General features: G+C 45.5%; 18 protein-coding genes. 12 read left to right on the top strand and 6 right to left on the bottom strand.

Annotated elements, in window-relative coordinates; translation table 11 throughout:
- Positions 1 to 64 precede the first annotated feature (64 nt).
- Positions 65 to 1168 carry a 1-acyl-sn-glycerol-3-phosphate acyltransferase gene (locus J4N42_RS17370; RefSeq protein ID WP_252033831.1) on the bottom strand — a complete coding sequence of 368 codons (1104 nt, stop codon included), beginning with the start codon at positions 1166 to 1168 and terminating at the stop codon, positions 65 to 67.
- 176 nt (positions 1169 to 1344) lie between these two features.
- Between J4N42_RS17370 and J4N42_RS17365 the strand changes: the two genes are divergently transcribed.
- A complete protein-coding gene (locus J4N42_RS17365) occupies positions 1345 to 1953 on the top strand; it encodes an AraC family transcriptional regulator (protein WP_252033830.1) in 609 nt (202 codons plus the stop codon).
- A gap of 31 nt (positions 1954 to 1984) precedes the next feature.
- Here the strand turns inward: J4N42_RS17365 and J4N42_RS17360 are convergent, their stop codons facing one another.
- A complete protein-coding gene (locus J4N42_RS17360; RefSeq protein ID WP_252033828.1) occupies positions 1985 to 3355 on the bottom strand; it encodes an alpha-amylase family glycosyl hydrolase in 1371 nt (456 codons plus the stop codon).
- Between the two features lie 235 nt (positions 3356 to 3590).
- On the opposite strand from J4N42_RS17360, the gene J4N42_RS17355 reads away from it, so the two are divergent.
- Complete coding sequence (locus J4N42_RS17355) at positions 3591 to 4244, top strand: DsbA family oxidoreductase (protein WP_252033827.1); 654 nt, start codon at positions 3591 to 3593, stop codon at positions 4242 to 4244.
- Between the two features lie 318 nt (positions 4245 to 4562).
- The gene (locus tag J4N42_RS17350; RefSeq protein ID WP_252033825.1) at positions 4563 to 5480 is read left to right on the top strand and encodes a M14 family metallopeptidase; all 918 of its coding nucleotides are present in this window, start codon (positions 4563 to 4565) and stop codon (positions 5478 to 5480) included.
- A gap of 40 nt (positions 5481 to 5520) precedes the next feature.
- Here J4N42_RS17350 and J4N42_RS17345 read toward each other — a convergent pair whose 3' ends face one another.
- On the bottom strand, positions 5521 to 6309 hold the full coding sequence (locus J4N42_RS17345) for an AraC family transcriptional regulator (RefSeq protein WP_252033824.1): 789 nt from the start codon (positions 6307 to 6309) through the stop codon (positions 5521 to 5523).
- A gap of 99 nt (positions 6310 to 6408) precedes the next feature.
- Between J4N42_RS17345 and J4N42_RS17340 the strand changes: the two genes are divergently transcribed.
- A complete protein-coding gene (locus tag J4N42_RS17340) occupies positions 6409 to 7305 on the top strand; it encodes a DMT family transporter (RefSeq protein WP_252033822.1) in 897 nt (298 codons plus the stop codon).
- A gap of 173 nt (positions 7306 to 7478) precedes the next feature.
- The gene (locus tag J4N42_RS17335; protein WP_252034194.1) at positions 7479 to 8201 is read left to right on the top strand and encodes a LuxR family transcriptional regulator; all 723 of its coding nucleotides are present in this window, start codon (positions 7479 to 7481) and stop codon (positions 8199 to 8201) included.
- A gap of 12 nt (positions 8202 to 8213) precedes the next feature.
- Here J4N42_RS17335 and J4N42_RS17330 read toward each other — a convergent pair whose 3' ends face one another.
- Positions 8214 to 8795 carry an acyl-homoserine-lactone synthase gene (locus J4N42_RS17330; RefSeq protein WP_252033820.1) on the bottom strand — a complete coding sequence of 194 codons (582 nt, stop codon included), beginning with the start codon at positions 8793 to 8795 and terminating at the stop codon, positions 8214 to 8216.
- A 247-nt stretch (positions 8796 to 9042) separates the two neighbouring features.
- Positions 9043 to 10860 carry a hybrid-cluster NAD(P)-dependent oxidoreductase gene (locus J4N42_RS17325; RefSeq protein WP_252033818.1) on the bottom strand — a complete coding sequence of 606 codons (1818 nt, stop codon included), beginning with the start codon at positions 10858 to 10860 and terminating at the stop codon, positions 9043 to 9045.
- Between the two features lie 138 nt (positions 10861 to 10998).
- Here J4N42_RS17325 and J4N42_RS17320 point away from each other — a divergent pair, with 138 nt between their 5' ends.
- Together J4N42_RS17320 and pyrC are read left to right on the top strand one after the other, a co-directional pair.
- Positions 10999 to 11166 carry a YqaE/Pmp3 family membrane protein gene (locus J4N42_RS17320; protein WP_252033816.1) on the top strand — a complete coding sequence of 56 codons (168 nt, stop codon included), beginning with the start codon at positions 10999 to 11001 and terminating at the stop codon, positions 11164 to 11166.
- Positions 11167 to 11326: 160 nt separating this feature from the next.
- A complete protein-coding gene (gene pyrC / locus J4N42_RS17315; protein ID WP_252033814.1) occupies positions 11327 to 12355 on the top strand; it encodes a dihydroorotase in 1029 nt (342 codons plus the stop codon).
- 297 nt (positions 12356 to 12652) lie between these two features.
- Here the strand turns inward: pyrC and J4N42_RS17310 are convergent, their stop codons facing one another.
- The gene (locus J4N42_RS17310; protein WP_252033812.1) at positions 12653 to 12853 is read right to left on the bottom strand and encodes a restriction endonuclease subunit S domain-containing protein; all 201 of its coding nucleotides are present in this window, start codon (positions 12851 to 12853) and stop codon (positions 12653 to 12655) included.
- 306 nt (positions 12854 to 13159) lie between these two features.
- Between J4N42_RS17310 and J4N42_RS17305 the strand changes: the two genes are divergently transcribed.
- The 5 genes from J4N42_RS17305 to J4N42_RS17285 are packed head-to-tail and all read left to right on the top strand — an operon-like array spanning position 13160 to position 18501.
- Positions 13160 to 14116, top strand: coding sequence for an AAA family ATPase (locus J4N42_RS17305; protein ID WP_252033810.1), 957 nt, complete (start codon positions 13160 to 13162; stop codon positions 14114 to 14116).
- 13 nt (positions 14117 to 14129) lie between these two features.
- On the top strand, positions 14130 to 15053 hold the full coding sequence (locus J4N42_RS17300) for a DUF58 domain-containing protein (RefSeq protein ID WP_252033808.1): 924 nt from the start codon (positions 14130 to 14132) through the stop codon (positions 15051 to 15053).
- Complete coding sequence (locus tag J4N42_RS17295) at positions 15053 to 15547, top strand: DUF4381 domain-containing protein (RefSeq protein ID WP_252033806.1); 495 nt, start codon at positions 15053 to 15055, stop codon at positions 15545 to 15547. Before J4N42_RS17300 ends, J4N42_RS17295 begins: the two co-directional genes overlap by 1 nt.
- Positions 15540 to 16508, top strand: a complete 969-nt coding sequence (locus tag J4N42_RS17290) for a vWA domain-containing protein (protein WP_252033804.1) — start codon at positions 15540 to 15542, stop codon at positions 16506 to 16508. The genes J4N42_RS17295 and J4N42_RS17290 overlap by 8 nt, the downstream gene beginning before the upstream one ends.
- On the top strand, positions 16501 to 18501 hold the full coding sequence (locus J4N42_RS17285) for a VWA domain-containing protein (RefSeq protein ID WP_252033802.1): 2001 nt from the start codon (positions 16501 to 16503) through the stop codon (positions 18499 to 18501). Before J4N42_RS17290 ends, J4N42_RS17285 begins: the two co-directional genes overlap by 8 nt.

The following is an 18501-nucleotide window of genomic DNA, read 5'->3' as shown; positions in this document are numbered from 1 at the left end:
GTAGACTGAGCAAACAAAAAAGAGAGGCATCAGCCTCTCTTTTTTGTTTTGTAACTCAGCAAATTTACGCTTGGTTACGTACTGGGTTAGCGTAGCTGTCTAACAAGTACTGATGCGCATCTTCCGGAAGCGCTTGAAGCTTCTCGTCTAAATGGCTGCGCACCGCAGATTCAACGCTCTGTTCATTGCCTGCAGCCAAATGGTTAATTGGGTACAGGTTGTAGTTTGCGTGGATCTGACGATCAATTTCTGCAGCGAGCTCTTCAGGCGTTTCAAAGGTATCGGAAATAACGTCACCAAACGCGACGTGAATGCGGCCTTTATTACCCACAATGCCCTGAATGATGCTTTCGATATCTTCAAATTCACCTTTTTCATAGCTGCCATTGGTCGCTTTCTCATACAACTCACGTGCTTTAGCGATATCACACGGGTCATTTTCGTAAGCAATCGATACTGGGACGATTTTCAGAGACTTAATGTAGTCCGGGAAGGCTACTTTTTGTTTGCGACCTTCTACGTGGAACATCTTCAAAATCGCTGGATCGGTAAAATCGTTGCCATCTTTGGCACGACCTTCTTTCTGAGCGATCCAGATAGAATTCCCAGTGTCTAAAGAGTGTTTGATGTAGCTAGACAGTGTACCTAGAGCTTTCATCATTTCACGAGGGCCTTTTGCCGAACGTTTCACAATGAAACTCTTGTTCAATCGCATTAGTTCTGTCGCACATGGCTTTTTAAGCAAGTTATCACCAATAGCAATACGAACCGTTCTGTGGTTCTCTTGGTGTAAGCCATAGTTCACGAGCGCTGGATCCATCGCGATGTCGCGGTGGTTAGACACAAACAAATACGCCGTGCTCTTATCCAGCTTATCTAGACCTGTGTACGTCACACCATTTGTAGTGGTTTCTAATGTCTTAGTGAGGTACTTCTTCACTTCCATTTGAATCGCTTCAACAGAAGTTAATTTGGCCCACTTAAACTTCAGGTAAGCTTTCACAAATGGGCTCATAACCGCTTTGAACCAAGGGGCATGATTAGAGAATCGATGCTGTAAAATCGCACTGATAAACTCTTCATCGTTAATAAGCCGATCGATAGCGGATGGAATTTCTTCGTCGTTATACGGACGAATGTCTACATAAGGGTCAGTATTAGAACTCATTTTTCACTACATCAAATAAAAAGCTGGCCTATTCTACGCATAGTTTTTATGGTTATCAGCAACAGACGTCTGAGAATACTCAAGGTCAGACCAGAAGATGGTCAATAAACTACCACGCTATTGGCATTTTTGGGAAGAAAAGGTAACCTTAGCGCCCCATTTTTGGAGACGAATTAATGAATTACGCCATTGAACATCAATACGAGCAGTTTAACTACCTAATTACGACACCGCGTAAAAAAGTAATTAAATACAGTTTGGTACGAGTGATTCATGGCCTCGTCTTGGTTCGATTAGGAAAACATGAGTACACGGTCGAAGCAGGTGAAGCAATGTGGATTCCATTTGATTGCTTATGCTCACTGTCCTTTTTTCCAGGTTCGAAAGTACAACAAGTACACTTTTCTGCTCGCTTAACTGACTCTTTCCCAAGCCAGGCAGGATACGTAGAACTTAACGACCTAACGCTTGCCCTGCTCGACCGACTAGCAACCAAAACATCGTCTGTGGAGCATAGCCAAGATATGCTGACCGTTGTGCGAAATGAAATCGGCACGCTGAAGCCACTTCTGTCTCTCAACCTGTTGAGCCAAGCAATTTCATCTTGGCAACCTGATAGCGATTCTTCGTTAGCTCGTGATGTGCTTATGGTCTTGACGGTACGTGAAGCTAAAAAGCGCATTCAATCTGGCCAGAAAAAAGCTGTCGTTATTGAACAATTATTTGCGGGTAATGAAGAAGAGTGCGAACAAATCGCACTCTTGGTTCTAGGTGAAGATTTTTAGGCAAGAGACCTATACGGATAAGCGTGGCGTACTAGCTCTTAGATAGTGCGCCTTGTTTAACTAGCATCATACTCTGTTGTGGCGGGACAACCACAGAAAGCTCTCTTTTAACAGTAGAGTATTTCTGAGCACTGAGTAATTCAAACCACTCACCAGACACAGGAAGAGACATTCTCTTCGGCTTACGTGACTTGTTCAGCACAACAATACCTTTATCTCCACGTTTAAACGCTAGGAGATCATCACATGCTTCAATTACAGACATGCGAAGCCCATGCATTCGGTTGTGGAACTCTATTCTTGCAACCATTTGAGGATCATTCCAAGAATCTACCCAACGCGGTTTCTTGCAAGAATTTACTATCCCGCTAGTATCAAGATCGGTGTAAATCAACGGCACTCCGCCATCTCGCCCCAATATATAGCTATAGGCTAACCCTTCTAATGACTCGTCCATCACCATATCGGCAAACACATCGTTGTTTGGAATATCGTGTGTGATGGCAAAGGTGATCGCTCTTGGTTTAGACAGTGCTTGGCCAAAACAATATGGGTCGATGAGTGATTTCAATGACCCTTTTGGCTGCAGCGAGTCAAACACCGTTTGAAACAACGGGAAGTCGTAGGCACCAAGCCGTGTTTGCTCTAAGTAAGGTTGTAAGAACAACTCATATTCGGCCTTCGTCGCTCCACCATCGGTAATGATCTCCCCAAAGATATGGATACCTTCAGTAATATCATCACTCCAAACTTTTTTGAGTTGTTCTAGGGTAATGTGCTTTGCCGCGTCAATTCGAAACCCTTTAACACCAAGCGATTTCATCGCTTTTAAGTAGAGTTTTTGCTGCTCGACCACGTAATCACTGTCTCGAAGTGTAGGCAAACCTGGATCGGTTGGGCCCCCCGTTATCCGGCCATTTTGTACTTCCCACTTGTCTTGCCAATCTTCAATCCCAAATGCTTCTACAAAGTCTTCTTCCGTAAAAATAGGCTCAGAGAGATCACCGAATAGCTTCACTGATTCAAAATATTGGCTGTTTGACTGATAGCTGTCTAACTCTGCTTGGCTAGGATACTGGAGATCATTTCGAATCGAAGACTCGTTCGCCATATGGTTGAACACCACATCCACATAAGTGCGAATGTCATGCTCCTTTAAGGCGGTAATCATTGCTTTGAAATCGACCGTGTTTCCCAACTGGTTATCAATTACGCGATAATCTTGAGGCTGATAGCGTTGCCACCATTTGGTGCCGCTTTTAGTACATAGGGACTTCATTGGAGGAGAAACCAAAACAGATTTGTACCCTGCTTTCGCTATTTCATGAGCTTGCTCTGCAACCGAAAGATATGGCCAATCAAAGGCGTGAAGAATTACGTCGGTATGATGCACAGTTTTCATGTTGTTACTTTCCTTTGTTATACCGACTGACATGGTCATTTTTTGTACTCGCGATCCAATTTTGTCAGTCTGTATGATAAATTTGTAGTGGTACTGGCAAACTGAGATTATATTCAATCTCACGAGCTTTGATTCCCCCTACTGGGGAAAATTGGCGTATGAGTTAGGGGGCGTAGAGGGCGCGCTATACTATAACGAGTACTAACCACCAATCGAGGTATTCACAGGAGGGCCTATGTCAACACTGCGAATTGATATTGTTTCTGATGTCGTTTGCCCATGGTGCATCATCGGTTACAAGCGCCTTGAAGTTGCACTTGAGCAGTTGTCTGACCTTGTTGTAGCTGACATCCACTGGCACCCTTTTGAGCTTAACCCAGCTATGCCGATTGAAGGTCAAAACCTCAAAGAACATTTGGCCGCCAAGTACGGGACATCGGATGAAGCAAGTGCGTCTGCAAGAGAAACTCTGACTCAACTCGGCGCAGACTTGGGCTTTCAGTTCGACTTTTACGACGAAATGCGCATATACAACACTCGAAAAGCGCATCAACTGCTAATGTGGGCGCAAAGTGATGCCAAACAACAAGCGCTGGAACTCGCCCTTTTCAAAGCCTATTTCTCTAAACGGATGGATATCAGTCAACCATCAGTGTTGATTGAAATTGCCACTTCCATCGGTTTAGATGCTGATCTAGCTCAGAAAGTGATAGACGATCCTTCTTGGGCTGAAACCGTCGCGTCTACTGAACAGCAGTGGATCGAAGCGGGTATCAATGCCGTCCCTGCAATCATTTTGAATCAAAAACACCTTATCGCTGGCGCACAGTCAAGCCAAATACTGGTCGATGTAATTACTGAAGTGGTTACAAAAGAGCTCGCTGACTAGACTCATTGACCTCTCCTTACATCTCGCCAACCCTTTATCCACTGAGGATTTGCCGACTAAAACACCAATCCTGACGAATAACTCACCAGCTAACATTATCAATATCAATAATCGTTGCTCTAGTTGCGCTGCCGTTTTAAGCTGCAAAGATACACACTGGTCGTTGATATGCCATCCCTATTCGTTGGCAATACGTATTTCTACTTACAGGTAGGGAATTCAGTATCAGGGTTTATGTTAGAGGGCAGCCTTTGCTAACAAACCTGTTCAACCGACTGATGTATAACAAAAACAACAAAAAGAAGAAGAGGTAAAACGATGCACAGCTCATACTCCTACCCGATTGGAACAAGCGGAGAAAAGTGGGGACAAGAGGAACGTAAAGCTTGGCGCGCTCAAACCACCATTAAGCGAGAATATCAACAAGAAGTCGTACCCAAAATTAAGGCGCTCGCCTCTAAGTTTCTCGTCGAACAATATGGCGCTCTTTCCTACGATGAACAGCGCTATCCATTATTTTGCATCAAGAGCCCTAATTGGGATGACAACAAGCCCACTGTGCTAGTCACTGGTGGCGTGCACGGTTATGAAACCAGTGGTGTGCACGGTGCGTTAAAGTTTGTAGAGACTCAAGCTCAGCACTACAGCCAATACTTCAACATTGTCGTTGCTCCTTGTGTCAGCCCTTGGGGATACGAGACGATTAACCGTTGGAACCCAAATGCAGTGGATCCAAATCGCTCGTTCTATCAAGATTCGCCAGCAGAAGAATCTGCCAACTTAATGAAGTTAGTCTCAACGCTAGGTGATGTACTCATTCACATCGATCTTCATGAGACAACCGATACCGACGAAACCGAGTTCCGCCCAGCTCTGGCAGCTCGTGACGGAATTGAATACATTGAAGGCATGATCCCAGACGGTTTTTACACTGTTGGTGACACAGAGAACCCAGTGCCAGACTTCCAAGCAGCGGTCATTGAGTCGGTTAGAAAAGTGACTCATATTGCTCCTGCTGACGAGGATGGCAAAATCATCGGCTCTGAAGTCGTACAAGATGGCGTAATTAACTACTCCATGAAAAAGCTTGGCCTTTGTGGCGGCGTAACGAATTGTCAGTACGGTACGACTACCGAAGTTTACCCAGACAGCCCAAAAGTCACTGACGACGAGTGTAATCATGCACAAGTGGCAGCCATCATTGGTGGTTTAGACTACGTATTGTCTCAGCGCTAACACGCACTGTCGGCTGATAAAACGAAAGATAAAAAACTGGCTATAGCAGCCGGTTTTTATATTGTTCTGGAGTTAAGCCAGAGTACTTCTTGAACATCGATATATAAGGGCTCGCTTGGTTGTAGCCCAGTGTAAATGCTACTTCCTTAACAGAGTGCCCCTTTCGCAATAACTCCATGGAATAGAGATATCGAACTCGCAAACGCCACTCTGTGAAACTCATGCCCAATTCCGTTTGGCAATGACGCGCTAACGTTCGCTCCGTGGTATGCACCTTTGCAGCCCAATCTCCTAAGCTGGTGTTGTCGGTCGGCGACTCCTCTACCGCTGCCAATATCGGCTCTAGGTATTTGTTGTTTGTTGTAGGTAGAAAGTGGTGTTCAACTTCACCAGTAGCCAGCTGGTCGAGCAACACTTGAATCAACCGCTTGTCCTGCACTGATTCCGCTACGTTAATGTCCCTCGACCTGAAGTCATCAACAATCGCAGAAACAATTGGGGTTACTTTTATCAGGCTGGTTTGGCTGGGGAAATGTTTGGTTAAGTCCAACGCAATATTCAAAGAACAGTAATCCAGTGGTTTACGATTGAAGCTACAGTGGCTGATACCCGCGGGCACCCAAATAGCCAAATGAGGCGGTGCTAGAAAACGCGTGTCTTCTGCTTCCATTTCTAAAATGCCACCACTGATTAACTGAATTTGCCCCCAAGGATGACTATGAACCCGCGTCTCTGTGTTAGACAAAAACGCTTCAAAATTCATAAATACATCTGATGGCGCAGTGTCAATTGATAACGAAGGGTGAAGGTTACGAGCTGCTCTTTTCAAAGTTGTCTTCCTAACGCGCAGAATGTCTTTTTGAAGATACATACAATCATACAGACCTGTCAGACTTGTTACTATCACTTATACTGCGACGGAGCTCACATGGTCTACCTACTACCGCTTTTCACTGTCATGATCTGGGGCGGGAACTCCATCGTAAATAAACTGGCTGCTTCAGCAATCGAACCGAGCTCTATGAGCTTTTATCGTTGGTTCGTTGCCATGCTCATCCTTACACCATTCTGCTTGCCAACGTTCATTAAGCAGTGGCAAGTCATTAAGCCTTACCTTTCTAAGCTCGCCTTCTTGGCAATGCTTGGTATGGTGCTTAACCAGTCTCTTGGGTACTACGCCGGGTTGACAACAACAGCATCCAACATGGCACTGATCACGTCTTTAGTTCCTCTACTGAGCGTCTTCCTTAGTGTACCGTTATTGGGTAAACGCTTATCACCTCTGAGTATCGCTGGAGGTGTTATTTCCCTTTCAGGCTTAGCATTTATGCTTGGTAAAGGGGACATTGGTTTCTTCCTAGATAAAGATATGACTCAAGGTGACTTCCTCACCATTCTTTCAGCTTCGGTATACGCGCTTTACTGTGTATTGCTTAAACGCTGGAAAATGCCTTTGAGTAACTGGACGCTTATCTACAGCCAAGGGCTTTTTGCTGTCGCCATGCTTATCCCGCTGTGGCTTTCTAGCGAAACGTTACTACCCACTCAAGCATCTTTGCCTCTCATCGCTTATGCCTCTATTTTAGGGTCGATTGCAGCGCCTTGGATGTGGGTAAAAGCCATTGACCTCATCGGCGCAGACTCAAGTGCAATGTTTATGAACCTGCTACCGGTTTTCGCAGTGACTCTAGCAGCCATATTGCTTGGCGAAACTATCCACAGCTACCATGTGTTAGGTGGTTTAATGGTTATTTCTGGGGTTATTTTGTCTCAATTCAAACTTCGTAGAGCCGTAGTAACGGCCGTTGATGCGGATAAAGCTTAACGGGTAACGCAAAATGAGCTGGTGGTGTGAATACCCCACTCCACCAGCTCTTGAGCTTAGATATAAAAAATTATTTAGGATAGGCATACTGTTTTTTTATTTAAAAACATGCCTCTAGGGATTTCATCTGATATAACTGTCAGTACATAACAACAAATAATTTGTCGCCTATGATGCAACCCATTTTGCAGCTGATCGAAGAGAACCAAGTCATTTCGTCTCCAGAGCAGCTCAAACAGATCTTACTGAAGTTAAATAACATCATCGACCACGAATACTTTTTGCTCGGACTCTCGTTCCAACCCACTTTGGTTGACGGTAAGACACTCATTATCGATAACTACCCCGCTACCTGGCGAGAACAGTATGATGAATCTGGCTTCATGCATGTGGACCCAGTGGTGAAGTACAGCATGTCCCATTTTCTGCCAGTACGATGGGATCTGTTCAAGCAAGACACATCCAGTTCTAACGTCATTTTTGAAGAAGCTCGCTGTAATGGCCTCAACGCTGGCTTTAGCATCCCAATACACGGTTTAAGGGGCGAGTTTGGTATGCTAAGTTTCGCCACGTCTGATGAGAAAGCTTACAACGTCGACAGCGCTAGAATCGCCACATCTCAATTGATTGTCCCTTTGCTCACCCAGAACATTCACAACATTGTGTCTGACTCTGAGGACAACGAACATTTGGTGTCTTTAACCAATAGAGAAGTTCAATGCTTAACTTGGGCTGCGGAAGGCAAAAGTGCATGGGAAATTGCCGCAATAATCGGTTGCTCAGAACGCACGGCAAAGTTTCACATTTCGAATGCTTGCAATAAGCTTGGCGCGACGAATCGCTACCAAGCTATTACTAAAGCGATACTCGGGGGACATATTCACCCTCATATCTAATGTTGCGAATCACTAAGCGCCAACACTTTGCCTGTATTGCTCATTCATCGGAATGTGAAGTACCACGGAACGCGTATCTCCCAGCAGATGGACTTGCTGGTCTCCTATCCTAGAGTTTGGGATCCCCATACGGCTGATTAATTTCTCTATCGCTACCGAAGTCACTGTCACATATGAGTCAATCTCATGCGATTTTGCGTGTTGGTACAAGGCCTGAAACATCTTCATCGTCACATTACTCACACCACCCGCTTGAGCTGAAAACTCCTTATCAACTGCAAATCGGCTGAGCTCAAACACCCTTTCTTCCTGTGGCGCTTCTTGCTCGCCAAGCAAAATCGGAAAAGTGTCCTTTAGCATGTAGTCTTGTGTTGTCGGAAGAACACGCCAGCACCCAATCACTGGCCCGTGCTCTTGTTTAGCATACAAATAATGCGCTCTATCGACATCGTACTCATCTGTTTCTTTCTGTTGCTCAACATTGAGCTCCCAATTCAAACGCTTAGCGAAAACCTTGTAACGTAACGACAATAAGTCGTCGTAATCACCGGTAGGAATTTCGCTAAATGTGTGGGACAAAATTGAAATAGACATGTTACATCTCCTTTTTATTGATGGAGATGTCAACGTAGTAGATAGATTTACTTAGAAAACCTGTCCGATCGAACAGTTATGCATACGGTTGGATTTATTTATTATCTAGGAGCTTATTACTAGCAGTCAGTTGGCCGATACCACGAAAACACTACATAAAATTTATTCAGTATTCGGCGTGTATTAAAAAGCCCTTAGCTCATCGAACTAAGGGCTTTTCTTGTATTGAACTTAGTAGAAAAAGCCGTTAACTAACCACTTCAATATCCGTTTGAGGAACGCAGCAACACGCTAACGCAACCCCCATGTGCTTTTCATCGTCTTGTAGGGCTGGAACATCTGGCTGATGCACCTTACCTGACTCAACCGTCACTTTACATGCACCACACAAGCCTGCGCGACAAGTATGAGTGATGGCAATCCCTGCTTTCTCGGCTTGTTCTAACAACGTTTCTTGGTTATTTCCTTCAAAGACAGTGCCGTTCACACTCAATTGCACCGACTTAAGCGGTGCCGTTGAAATTTGAGCAACACCAAACGCTTCCTGATGGTAGTGATCTTCTGGCAACCCTTTCTTTAGCAGCAAGCTTTTGGCTTTTTGCATAAATCCATCTGGGCCACACACAAATACTTGTCGTTTCTCAGCATCTTTGATCTGTTTGATGTGAGATAAGCTGATGCGACCTTTCAACCCAAACCAATCGATTGGAGCTTGAGATAATGAAATCAACACTTTCAGTCCAGGGTGCTCACGCTTCAACTGGTCAAGTTCCTCCTTACAAGGAATATCTTCTGCACTTCGGCATTGGTGGTAAAAGACAACATCATCTATTTGATTGTGGTCTGCTAAGTATCTAAGCATTGAAAGCATCGGAGTAACACCACTGCCCGCCGAAAGCAACAACAGTGGTTGATTCATGTCTTCACTCAAATGAAAACTGCCATCTGGCATTTCTGTGGTGAGCGAGTCGCCCACTTTAAGATGATCGGCCAGCCAGTTTGACACGCGGCCACCATCAATACGCTTCACCGATATTGCCAGTCGTCCCGGGCGAGATGGGCTTGATGATAGCGTGTAACGGCGTCCAACATGCTCACCATCAATCGTTACTTCGATTGGCAAGTGTTGACCTGGCTGATAGCTAGGTGTTGAGGAGTGCTGAGGTTCTAGCCAGAAAGTCACAAAATCTTTGGCAATTTCTTCACGTTCTACACATGTCATTGTCAGCTTAGTTGGCGAGGTATCTTGGTAAACTTCTTTGTCTTTATATTCGAGGACTTCAATCTCGTCACCCGCTTGAATTAGGCCCTCGTTCTTCGCAACAAGGTTTTGCCCAAAGAACACCCCACCACGTTCATTTGCTCTAAATTGGCTTAAAGTATTGAGTGGCTCTTTGCTTTCTCTGAATGCACCTTTCTCGACATCAACTGTTGTTAGAATGCAACGTTCACACGGCTTTACACTTTCGAACTCGACTTCACCTATGCGAATTCGCTTCCAGCTGTCTTCAATAAACGGCTCACTTCCACTCACAACAAGGTTAGTACGAAATTGGTCCATACTGTGCTGTTCTGGACTACGACGGTTCAACTCATCTAACGAAGCCTCACTGATTACCAATACTGGATAGCCGTCTGCGAAGCTCACATTGTGTCCAAGCTTGTCACGAACACGCTGAGATTGCTCACCAGTGTAAAGTAACTCAACACGTTGACCGAGCACTTCGCTGAACCAATCATCCGCTTCATCGGTCGTTGTAAACGCTTCAAAAGTGTCTTTCCACACCGTGGCTGGCGCAGGCTGCATTTTGAAAGATGAGTAACTCAGTTTCAGAGGTGATAAATTAGGAGCGGTAAAGATCAATCCATCCGCTAGCAAGGTCGATGTCACTTTAACCATCTGAGGGAACTTACGAGCGGTGACCATACTGCCATCAGCCAACGCGACCATGAATCGTCTATCAAAAGCCAATCCTTGCTTCTCAACCCAAGAGGTAGAAAGTGAAATTCCTCCAACAGACTTAACTGGGTAGACATTAATTTGTGTGAGCTTAGCTGTCGACATTGCTGATCCTATTGTATTTTTTTATTGATGCGCCATGATAATGCATAATCCGACTCAAAGGGGAAACAGTTGAATAACAATTGGTTGTTTTTTCTTTCGAACACGGCCCTCTCCAATCAAAAACTAAAGAGACTTGTTATGAATGATACTAACCGCCTACTGATGATCATCTTGTGTGTAGTGATTCCACCTTTCGCTGTATTTGTCTCAAAAGGGTTTGGTAAAGACTTCATTATCAACCTTATCCTAACGCTTATTTTCTTTGTTCCAGGGATGATCCACGCACTTTGGTTAACACTTAAATAACCCGTAAACTAAACGCTAATTTCCCGCTGTTTCAAAAATAGGATGAAATCAAAGGGGTTTTCCTCTATCATCCTGTCGCCTAAACGGAAGCGTTTGCTTTCACAGATTTCGCTTCAGTTTAGGCTCCAATCAGAAAACTATTCAATGGTGGGAGCCCTTAATGACAACACTTACGATCACTCGTCCTGACGACTGGCACGTTCACCTTCGCGATGGCGAAGTTCTTGTTGATACCGTACGCGACATCAGCCGTTACAACGGCCGAGCGCTAATCATGCCAAACACCGTCCCACCAGTTACCGATACTGAAATGGCTATTGCTTACCGTGATCGCATCATGGCTCAAAAACCAAGTGAGCAATTCCAACCTTTGATGGCGCTTTACCTCACCGATAACACATCACCTGACGAAATTCGCAAAGCTAAAGCTTCTGGCGCTGTTGTCGCAGCTAAGCTATACCCAGCTGGCGCGACTACAAACTCAGATTCAGGCGTAACGTCTGCCAAGAACATCTACCCAGTTCTTGAAGCAATGCAAGAAGTTGGCATGCTGCTCCTTGTTCACGGTGAAGTAACCACACACGATGTTGATATCTTTGACCGTGAGAAGGAGTTCTTAGATACTGTTCTGGCTCCAATTGTGAACGACTTCCCTGAGTTAAAAATCGTTCTTGAGCACATTACGACAGCCGATGCAGCAAACTTCGTGAAAAATGCGAACGAGAACGTTGCTGCTACTATCACCGCTCACCACTTACTCTATAACCGCAACCACATGTTGGTTGGTGGCATTAAACCTCACTTCTACTGCCTACCGATTTTGAAGCGTAACACGCACCAACAAGCGCTGATTGAAGCGGCAACAAGTGGCAGCGGCAAATTCTTCTTAGGTACTGACTCAGCCCCTCACGCGAAAGGCATGAAAGAAGCGGCATGTGGCTGCGCAGGTTCGTACACTGCACACGCAGCATTGGAGCTATACGCCGAAGTATTTGAGCAAGAAGGTAAGCTAGAAAACCTAGAAGCGTTCGCAAGTCACAATGGCCCTGACTTCTATGGTATCCCTCGCAACCAAGACACAGTGACGCTAACGAAAGAAAGCTGGGCAGTCCCTGAATCAATGCCTTTTGGTAGCGACATCGTGGTACCTATCCGTGGTGGCGAGGCAATTGAGTGGACGGTTAAGTAACCTTTCTTCGAGTTAACCAATAATAAAAAAAGCCGCTGAATCAGCGGCTTTTTTTTATGCATTTACTTAAGAGCTCTATCACCGGATAGCATTAGATTTTATCGAGCAATCTATCTACCCAAGTCAGTTCTCCGAAAGCAATAAAATCGTAGATGGAGAAAAAAACCGCGCAGATAATCGCAAGCTTTAATAAGCGATAAACAATAAACATCGTGGGTTCCTTGATAAAAAAGCCGCATGCGCGGCCTTTCAAAATACTATGCACTCATATCATTTCTTTATGAGTGTCCAGAAGCCTTAGTGGATTGGAGTATCCGTCTTTGCGTAGAACTTGCCGAAGTACTGTTCCATCACTTCTGGAGTCAGTTTACCTTCTGCTTCAAGCTTCTTAAGCTCTGCAACCACAGCTTTTTGCTCTTCAAGTGATGGAAGCTTAACTTCAGGCTCTTCAGTCATTTGCTGAGACATCGCTTCTAGTTCTTTTTCGAAATCACTCATTGTACTTACCTTCAAATAATAACTACGGCAAAGTTTACCTATTTTCACCGTTCGGATCTACATTCCAGCTCGTTGCCACCCATCCATTCAACTTGTAAAAAGTCCCCAGAATGCCTCATTTACAAAAACTAACTTTTCTAAACTAAAACCCTTGGAACAAAGCTCATAATCCCCATATCCTAATTAACTGATAGATAAGGCAATATGATTGAATAAAACCTAACCAAACGATTAGGTTTACAGCATTTCTTACGGAACTTTTTACCTTACTGACTCACTAATTGAAAAATTAGGAGATAAATACTCATGAATTCTTCAGCATTACAACAACTACAGCACTACCTACAAGGCCAAGTGATCGGTCAAGCAGACCTAGTAAAACAACTGCTTGTCGCTCTACTCGCTGATGGCCACATCTTAGTTGAAGGCCCTCCTGGGCTTGCTAAAACTCGTGCTGTGAAATCTTTGGCCAATTGTATTGAAGGGGATTTCCACCGCATTCAGTTTACTCCTGACCTACTTCCAGCTGATTTAACTGGTACCGATATATTCAGGCCGGAAACCGGTGAGTTTGTGTTCCAGTCTGGTCCAATTTTCAATTCACTGCTTTTGGCAGATGAAATCAACCGTGCTCCGGCGAAAGTTCAAGCTGCGATGCTCGAAGCCATGGCTGAAAAGCAGATCACAGCAGGTCGCAAGACTTACAAATTACCAGAGCTATTTCTGGTAATGGCTACTCAAAACCCCATTGAGCAGGAAGGCACGTACCCCCTTCCAGAAGCGCAGCTCGACCGTTTCTTACTACACCTTGACGTGAATTACCCAGACGCTCAAAGCGAGTTGGAAATCCTTCGTCTCAACCGCGGTGAAGCGAAAGGTGAAACAAGTACAACACCACCAAAGCTGACTCAGACCGATATTTTTGCTGCCCGCCAAGAAGTGCTCAACATCCACATGGCTGAAAGTATTGAGCAATACATTATTCGCTTAGTGATAGCGACTCGCCAACCTAGTGAATACGACAGTACCCTAGCGCAATGGATTGAACTTGGTGTAAGCCCACGTGCGACTATTGCTCTAGACCGCTGTGCGCGCGCTCACGCTTGGCTTGCAGGCCGTGACTTTGTCTCCCCTGAAGATGTTCAGGCCATGGCGTTTCCTGTGCTTCGTCACCGCCTCCTACTCAGCTATCAAGCGCAAGCAGAAGGTGTTCACCCGAATCAAGTGATCAATCAACTTCTGTCACTCGTGGGCAGTGCATGAATTGAGTAACAACATGGATTCAAAACTTCCACCAAGCACTGATGGCGTGACATTGTCACTCGATGAACTGTTGTTTTACAAACAACAAACTGTTCATTGGTTACCGCCAGCCAAAAGTTTATGGTCTCAAATGCTCGGACAGCACCAAAGTCGCAGGCTGGGTAGAGGCATGGATTTCGCTGAAGTACGCCAGTACCAAGCAGGAGATGATATCCGAAGCATTGACTGGCGAGTCACCGCGCGCACGGGTAAACCTCATACTAAATTGTTTACCGAAGAGCGAGAAAAGCCAGTCGTTCTCTATATCGATTTGTCTTCCAGCATGTACTTTGGGTCAAAGCTACTTTTGAAATCAGTTCAAATGGCCCATATGGCAAGTCTGATTAGTTGGCTATCTGTCGCTAATCAAGACCGAGTCGGTGCAGTCATAGACACTGGCAGCCAGTTACTGGACATTAAGCCAAGTGCTCGCAACAGCGGTCCGTTACAAATCATTCAACAGCTCATCACTGAGCACAATAACCTTCTTGGTCGAACCGCGGTAACCGAAGCAACCTCAATGGCGCCCGCTTTTGAAGCACTTAATCGGCTATGCCCAAAAGGAAGCGAAGTGATTTTGCTGAGTGATTTTGTTCGCTTTAGTGAAAGCAACCAAGCTCTATTGGCTCGCCTACGACAACACAACCTCGTTCGAGTCGTACATTTTTCAGACCCTTTGGAACAGGGAGTAACAAACTACCGAGGAATACAACAAGTCGCGGATAAAGAGAAAACGCAGTGGTTTGATTTTTCTTCTCGCGCAACAAGAAAACAGCTCGCTAATGCCTATATGAGTAAAGTGAACGCCGTTCAGGAGATCTGCCAATCACACGGCATCACCTTTACCTCATTGGTAAGTGACCAACCATTATTACAACAATTATCTGGACAACATTAATGAAGGAATCATCAGACTCAACGCTACCTACTCTCGAATTACCATTGAAGGCATTGCATCTTCCAGACGCACCTTCTTGGTTCCCCCTTGCATGGGGATGGTGGGCATCTTTTGCGGCAATCCTTGTAGCGATACTCGCTGTCGTATTGCTTATACGCTGGAACAAAAAGAAGCAGGCTCCGAAAAAGACCGCACTTCGCTTGCTGAAACCTTCACATACTGCGGTAAAACCGTCTGCAGCTATCGAGCTCGTACGTCAAGCTGCTCTGTGCTACTTCCCTAGGGAGCAAGTAGCACAACTTACTGGAAAAGAATGGTATGCATTTTTGGACTCTCAACTCACAGATCCTCTTTTCCAACCAAATGAACACCAATGGCAAGCAGCGCTTTACCAAAAAGACGCAGTCGAAAACCCTGAAGAACTGGTAGAGCACTGCTATCAGTGGGTAAATGACGCTTTGCCGCCGAAGAAAGGGAGAGCCAAGCTTGGCTAATTTTGCACTTGAATGGTGGTGGATGCTAGCTGTACTTCCGCTGCCAATACTCATCTATTGGCGAGCGCCGGCAACGCGCCAAACCACGCCCATTCACTTGCCCTATTTGCCCCAAAGCGAAGGAAAAACCGCCCCTAAAAACTGGGCAGCCCGACTATTAGCTGCCCTAATTTGGATATGCCTAGTTGTTGCCTCAGCAAGGCCAGTTTGGTATGGAGACCCCATTACCGCCCAACCTAAGCACCGCGATGTCATGTTGGTAGTGGATTTATCTTACTCGATGAAACAAGCCGACATGAAACAGGGTGATAAATACATCGATCGCCTGACAGCAGTAAAACAAGTGCTGTCAGAGTTTATCGCCAAACGAGAAGGCGACCGCTTAGGGCTGGTCTTGTTTGCCGATCATGCCTATCTGCAAACACCACTCACCCTCGATAGGAACACCGTTGCCGATCAACTCAACCAAACGGTATTGCGCTTAATAGGAACCCAAACCGCCATTGGTGATGGCATCGGACTGGCCACCAAAACCTTTATTGACGGTGATGCTCCACAACGAGTCATGATTTTATTGAGTGACGGTAGCAATAACGCTGGTGTACTTGATCCAATCGAAGCAGCCAACATCGCCAAGAAATACGGTACAACCATTTATACCGTTGGCGTTGGAGCTGGCGAAATGATGGTAAAAGATTTCTTTATGACGCGAAAAGTGAATACGGCCGAAGATTTAGATGAACAAGCATTGACTAAAATCGCCGACATCACTGGCGGGCAGTATTTTCGAGCTCGCGACAGCCAGGACCTAGCCCAGATCTACGACACAATTAATCAGCTTGAACCGGTTAGCCAAGCAACACAAACCTGGCGTCCGCAGACCGAATGGTTCCCATATCCATTAGGAGCGGCATTGGTACTATCACTGGTGCTGATCGTGTTAAGGAGAAATCATGTCTGACTCCACTTTCGTCATGCCAACTTCTCTTGGTGAACTATTCCTAAACCCACAATGGCTGATTGCATTGATACCCTTAGCATTACTGTTAGCCTGGGTGTTTTTCAGCGACAAATCACAGCAGCTTGTTGCGCCCCATTTAGCCAAAGCGATGGGGATTGATAACACAACACGCTCTAAATGGTTTGTATCTCTAACCACAGGTTCACTTGTCTTAGCGGTTATCGCTCTCGCGGGGCCAAGTTTTGAAAAGTCTGAACGACCGAATTTTGCTGCGGCCAATGGACGAGTGTTGGTGGTTGATATGTCAATGTCGATGTATGCCAAAGATATTAAGCCAAATCGATTAACTCAAACTCGGTACAAAGCTCTCGATCTACTTCGTGGCTGGAATGAAGGTGTCACTGGGCTCATCGCCTACGCAGGGGACGCATACACAATCAGCCCAATGACCTCTGATAGCCACACTATCGAAACATTAGTTCCTAACCTCAAGCCCGAACTTATGCCCTACCCGGGTGCAAATGCGGCAAGTGGTGTTGCGCTCGCGATAGAGATGATGACTAATGCTGGGCTTTCGTCCGGCCATATTGTCTTGCTCGCCGACGACTTAGATGACAACGAAACAACTGAAATTACATCGCTATTACAAGGTACAGATTGGAAACTTTCCATTTTGGGCGTGGGCACTCGTGCGGGTGCACCGATTGCACTGGAAGACGGCTCACTACTCAAAAGTGAATCAGGAAACACTGTGGTCGCAAAAACCAACTTTTCTAACATGAAAGATTTAGCAAACCGTGTTGATGGCTTCTTTACACCAATTCGCCGCACCAATGACGATGTGAGCAGTATTTTGAATCGCACACAAATCTCTGCACTCGATGACTCCGCAATTAAAGGCCAAAGCTCGAGTTCAGAGCGAGTTAACAACGGCTACTGGCTACTTCCTCTTCTGCTAATCCCAGCCGCGTTAATGTTCCGCAAGGGCGTTATTCTCAGCCTTATGCTCGTGTCGGTACCACTGCTTACAACACCTTCAGCAGAAGCGAACCCTTTTCTCAATAGCAATCAAAGCGCAATGAAGAACTTTGACCAGCAAGATTACCAAAGTGCCAGTGACAAGTTTACCGACCCCGCATGGAAAGGCGCAGCTCAGTATCAAGCAGGAGACTTTAAAGGTGCGATCCAAACCCTCTCAGAGCTCGAAGGAAGTGACGTTCAATATAACCTTGCAAATGCATACGCACAGGATGGTCAATACGACAAAGCCATTGAGTTGTATGAACAACTGCTGTTAACTAACCCAGATAATCAAGATGCCAAGAGTAACTTAGAGGTAGTTCGACAAGCTCAACAGCAACAGCAACAGCAACAGCAACAGCAACAGCTACAGCAACAGCAACAGCAACAGCAACAGCAACAGCAACAGCAACAGCAACAGCAACAGCAACAGCAACATTCTGATGGCGAGAATTCCGAAGAACAACAAGATTCTCAGCAGACGTCTGAAAAAAAAGAGCAACAAGGCAATAGCGCTCAGGACCAATCTGGTGAAGATAGTCAATCCGGAGACAGCAAACAAACACAAAACAGTGACGAAGCTGATCGCTCCTCACAAGAGAGTTCTCAGCCTAACTCGGCAGACAAAGACTCCGCTCAAACAAGCCCACAGCCTAGCGATCCTTCTAAAGGGCCAGCACAACAAGACTTGTCCGAGCAAAGCTCTCAGAGCAACCAGTCGCAAACGGATGAATCCAACGAGCAAAATAATGGATCGCCAGAGCTCGCTCAAACATCACCGCAAAATGGTAGCGAAACACAAGATGGCCAGGCCGCGTCATCAGCGATGGGAGATCAAGAATCCGTCGCACCTGAAATTAGACGCTTAGAACAAGTAGAAAGTGCTCGTGATCCAAGCCGGTTATTGCAAGCACAGATGCTACTGCAGGCTAAACAGAAACAACCACCGCAGGATACAGGTAAAAAATGGTAA

Source organism: Vibrio sp. SCSIO 43135, from assembly GCF_023716665.1.
Taxonomy (GTDB): Bacteria; Pseudomonadota; Gammaproteobacteria; order Enterobacterales; family Vibrionaceae; genus Vibrio; species Vibrio paucivorans.
This window is presented reverse-complemented; position numbering and strand designations above follow the sequence as displayed.

Excerpts from the sequence above, each read along its gene's own strand:
- pyrC (WP_252033814.1), top strand. The coding sequence starts at position 11,327 with ATGACAACACTTACGATCACTCGTCCTGACGACTGGCACGTTCACCTT.
- J4N42_RS17285 (WP_252033802.1), top strand. The coding sequence starts at position 16,501 with ATGTCTGACTCCACTTTCGTCATGCCAACTTCTCTTGGTGAACTATTC.
- J4N42_RS17330 (WP_252033820.1), bottom strand. The coding sequence starts at position 8,795 with ATGTCTATTTCAATTTTGTCCCACACATTTAGCGAAATTCCTACCGGT.
- J4N42_RS17295 (WP_252033806.1), top strand. The coding sequence starts at position 15,053 with ATGAAGGAATCATCAGACTCAACGCTACCTACTCTCGAATTACCATTG.
- J4N42_RS17320 (WP_252033816.1), top strand. The coding sequence starts at position 10,999 with ATGAATGATACTAACCGCCTACTGATGATCATCTTGTGTGTAGTGATT.
- J4N42_RS17370 (WP_252033831.1), bottom strand. The coding sequence starts at position 1,168 with ATGAGTTCTAATACTGACCCTTATGTAGACATTCGTCCGTATAACGAC.
- J4N42_RS17305 (WP_252033810.1), top strand. The coding sequence starts at position 13,160 with ATGAATTCTTCAGCATTACAACAACTACAGCACTACCTACAAGGCCAA.
- J4N42_RS17350 (WP_252033825.1), top strand. The coding sequence starts at position 4,563 with ATGCACAGCTCATACTCCTACCCGATTGGAACAAGCGGAGAAAAGTGG.
- J4N42_RS17365 (WP_252033830.1), top strand. The coding sequence starts at position 1,345 with ATGAATTACGCCATTGAACATCAATACGAGCAGTTTAACTACCTAATT.
- J4N42_RS17360 (WP_252033828.1), bottom strand. The coding sequence starts at position 3,355 with ATGAAAACTGTGCATCATACCGACGTAATTCTTCACGCCTTTGATTGG.
- J4N42_RS17340 (WP_252033822.1), top strand. The coding sequence starts at position 6,409 with ATGGTCTACCTACTACCGCTTTTCACTGTCATGATCTGGGGCGGGAAC.
- J4N42_RS17310 (WP_252033812.1), bottom strand. The coding sequence starts at position 12,853 with ATGAGTGATTTCGAAAAAGAACTAGAAGCGATGTCTCAGCAAATGACT.
- J4N42_RS17335 (WP_252034194.1), top strand. The coding sequence starts at position 7,479 with ATGCAACCCATTTTGCAGCTGATCGAAGAGAACCAAGTCATTTCGTCT.
- J4N42_RS17355 (WP_252033827.1), top strand. The coding sequence starts at position 3,591 with ATGTCAACACTGCGAATTGATATTGTTTCTGATGTCGTTTGCCCATGG.
- J4N42_RS17300 (WP_252033808.1), top strand. The coding sequence starts at position 14,130 with ATGGATTCAAAACTTCCACCAAGCACTGATGGCGTGACATTGTCACTC.
- J4N42_RS17325 (WP_252033818.1), bottom strand. The coding sequence starts at position 10,860 with ATGTCGACAGCTAAGCTCACACAAATTAATGTCTACCCAGTTAAGTCT.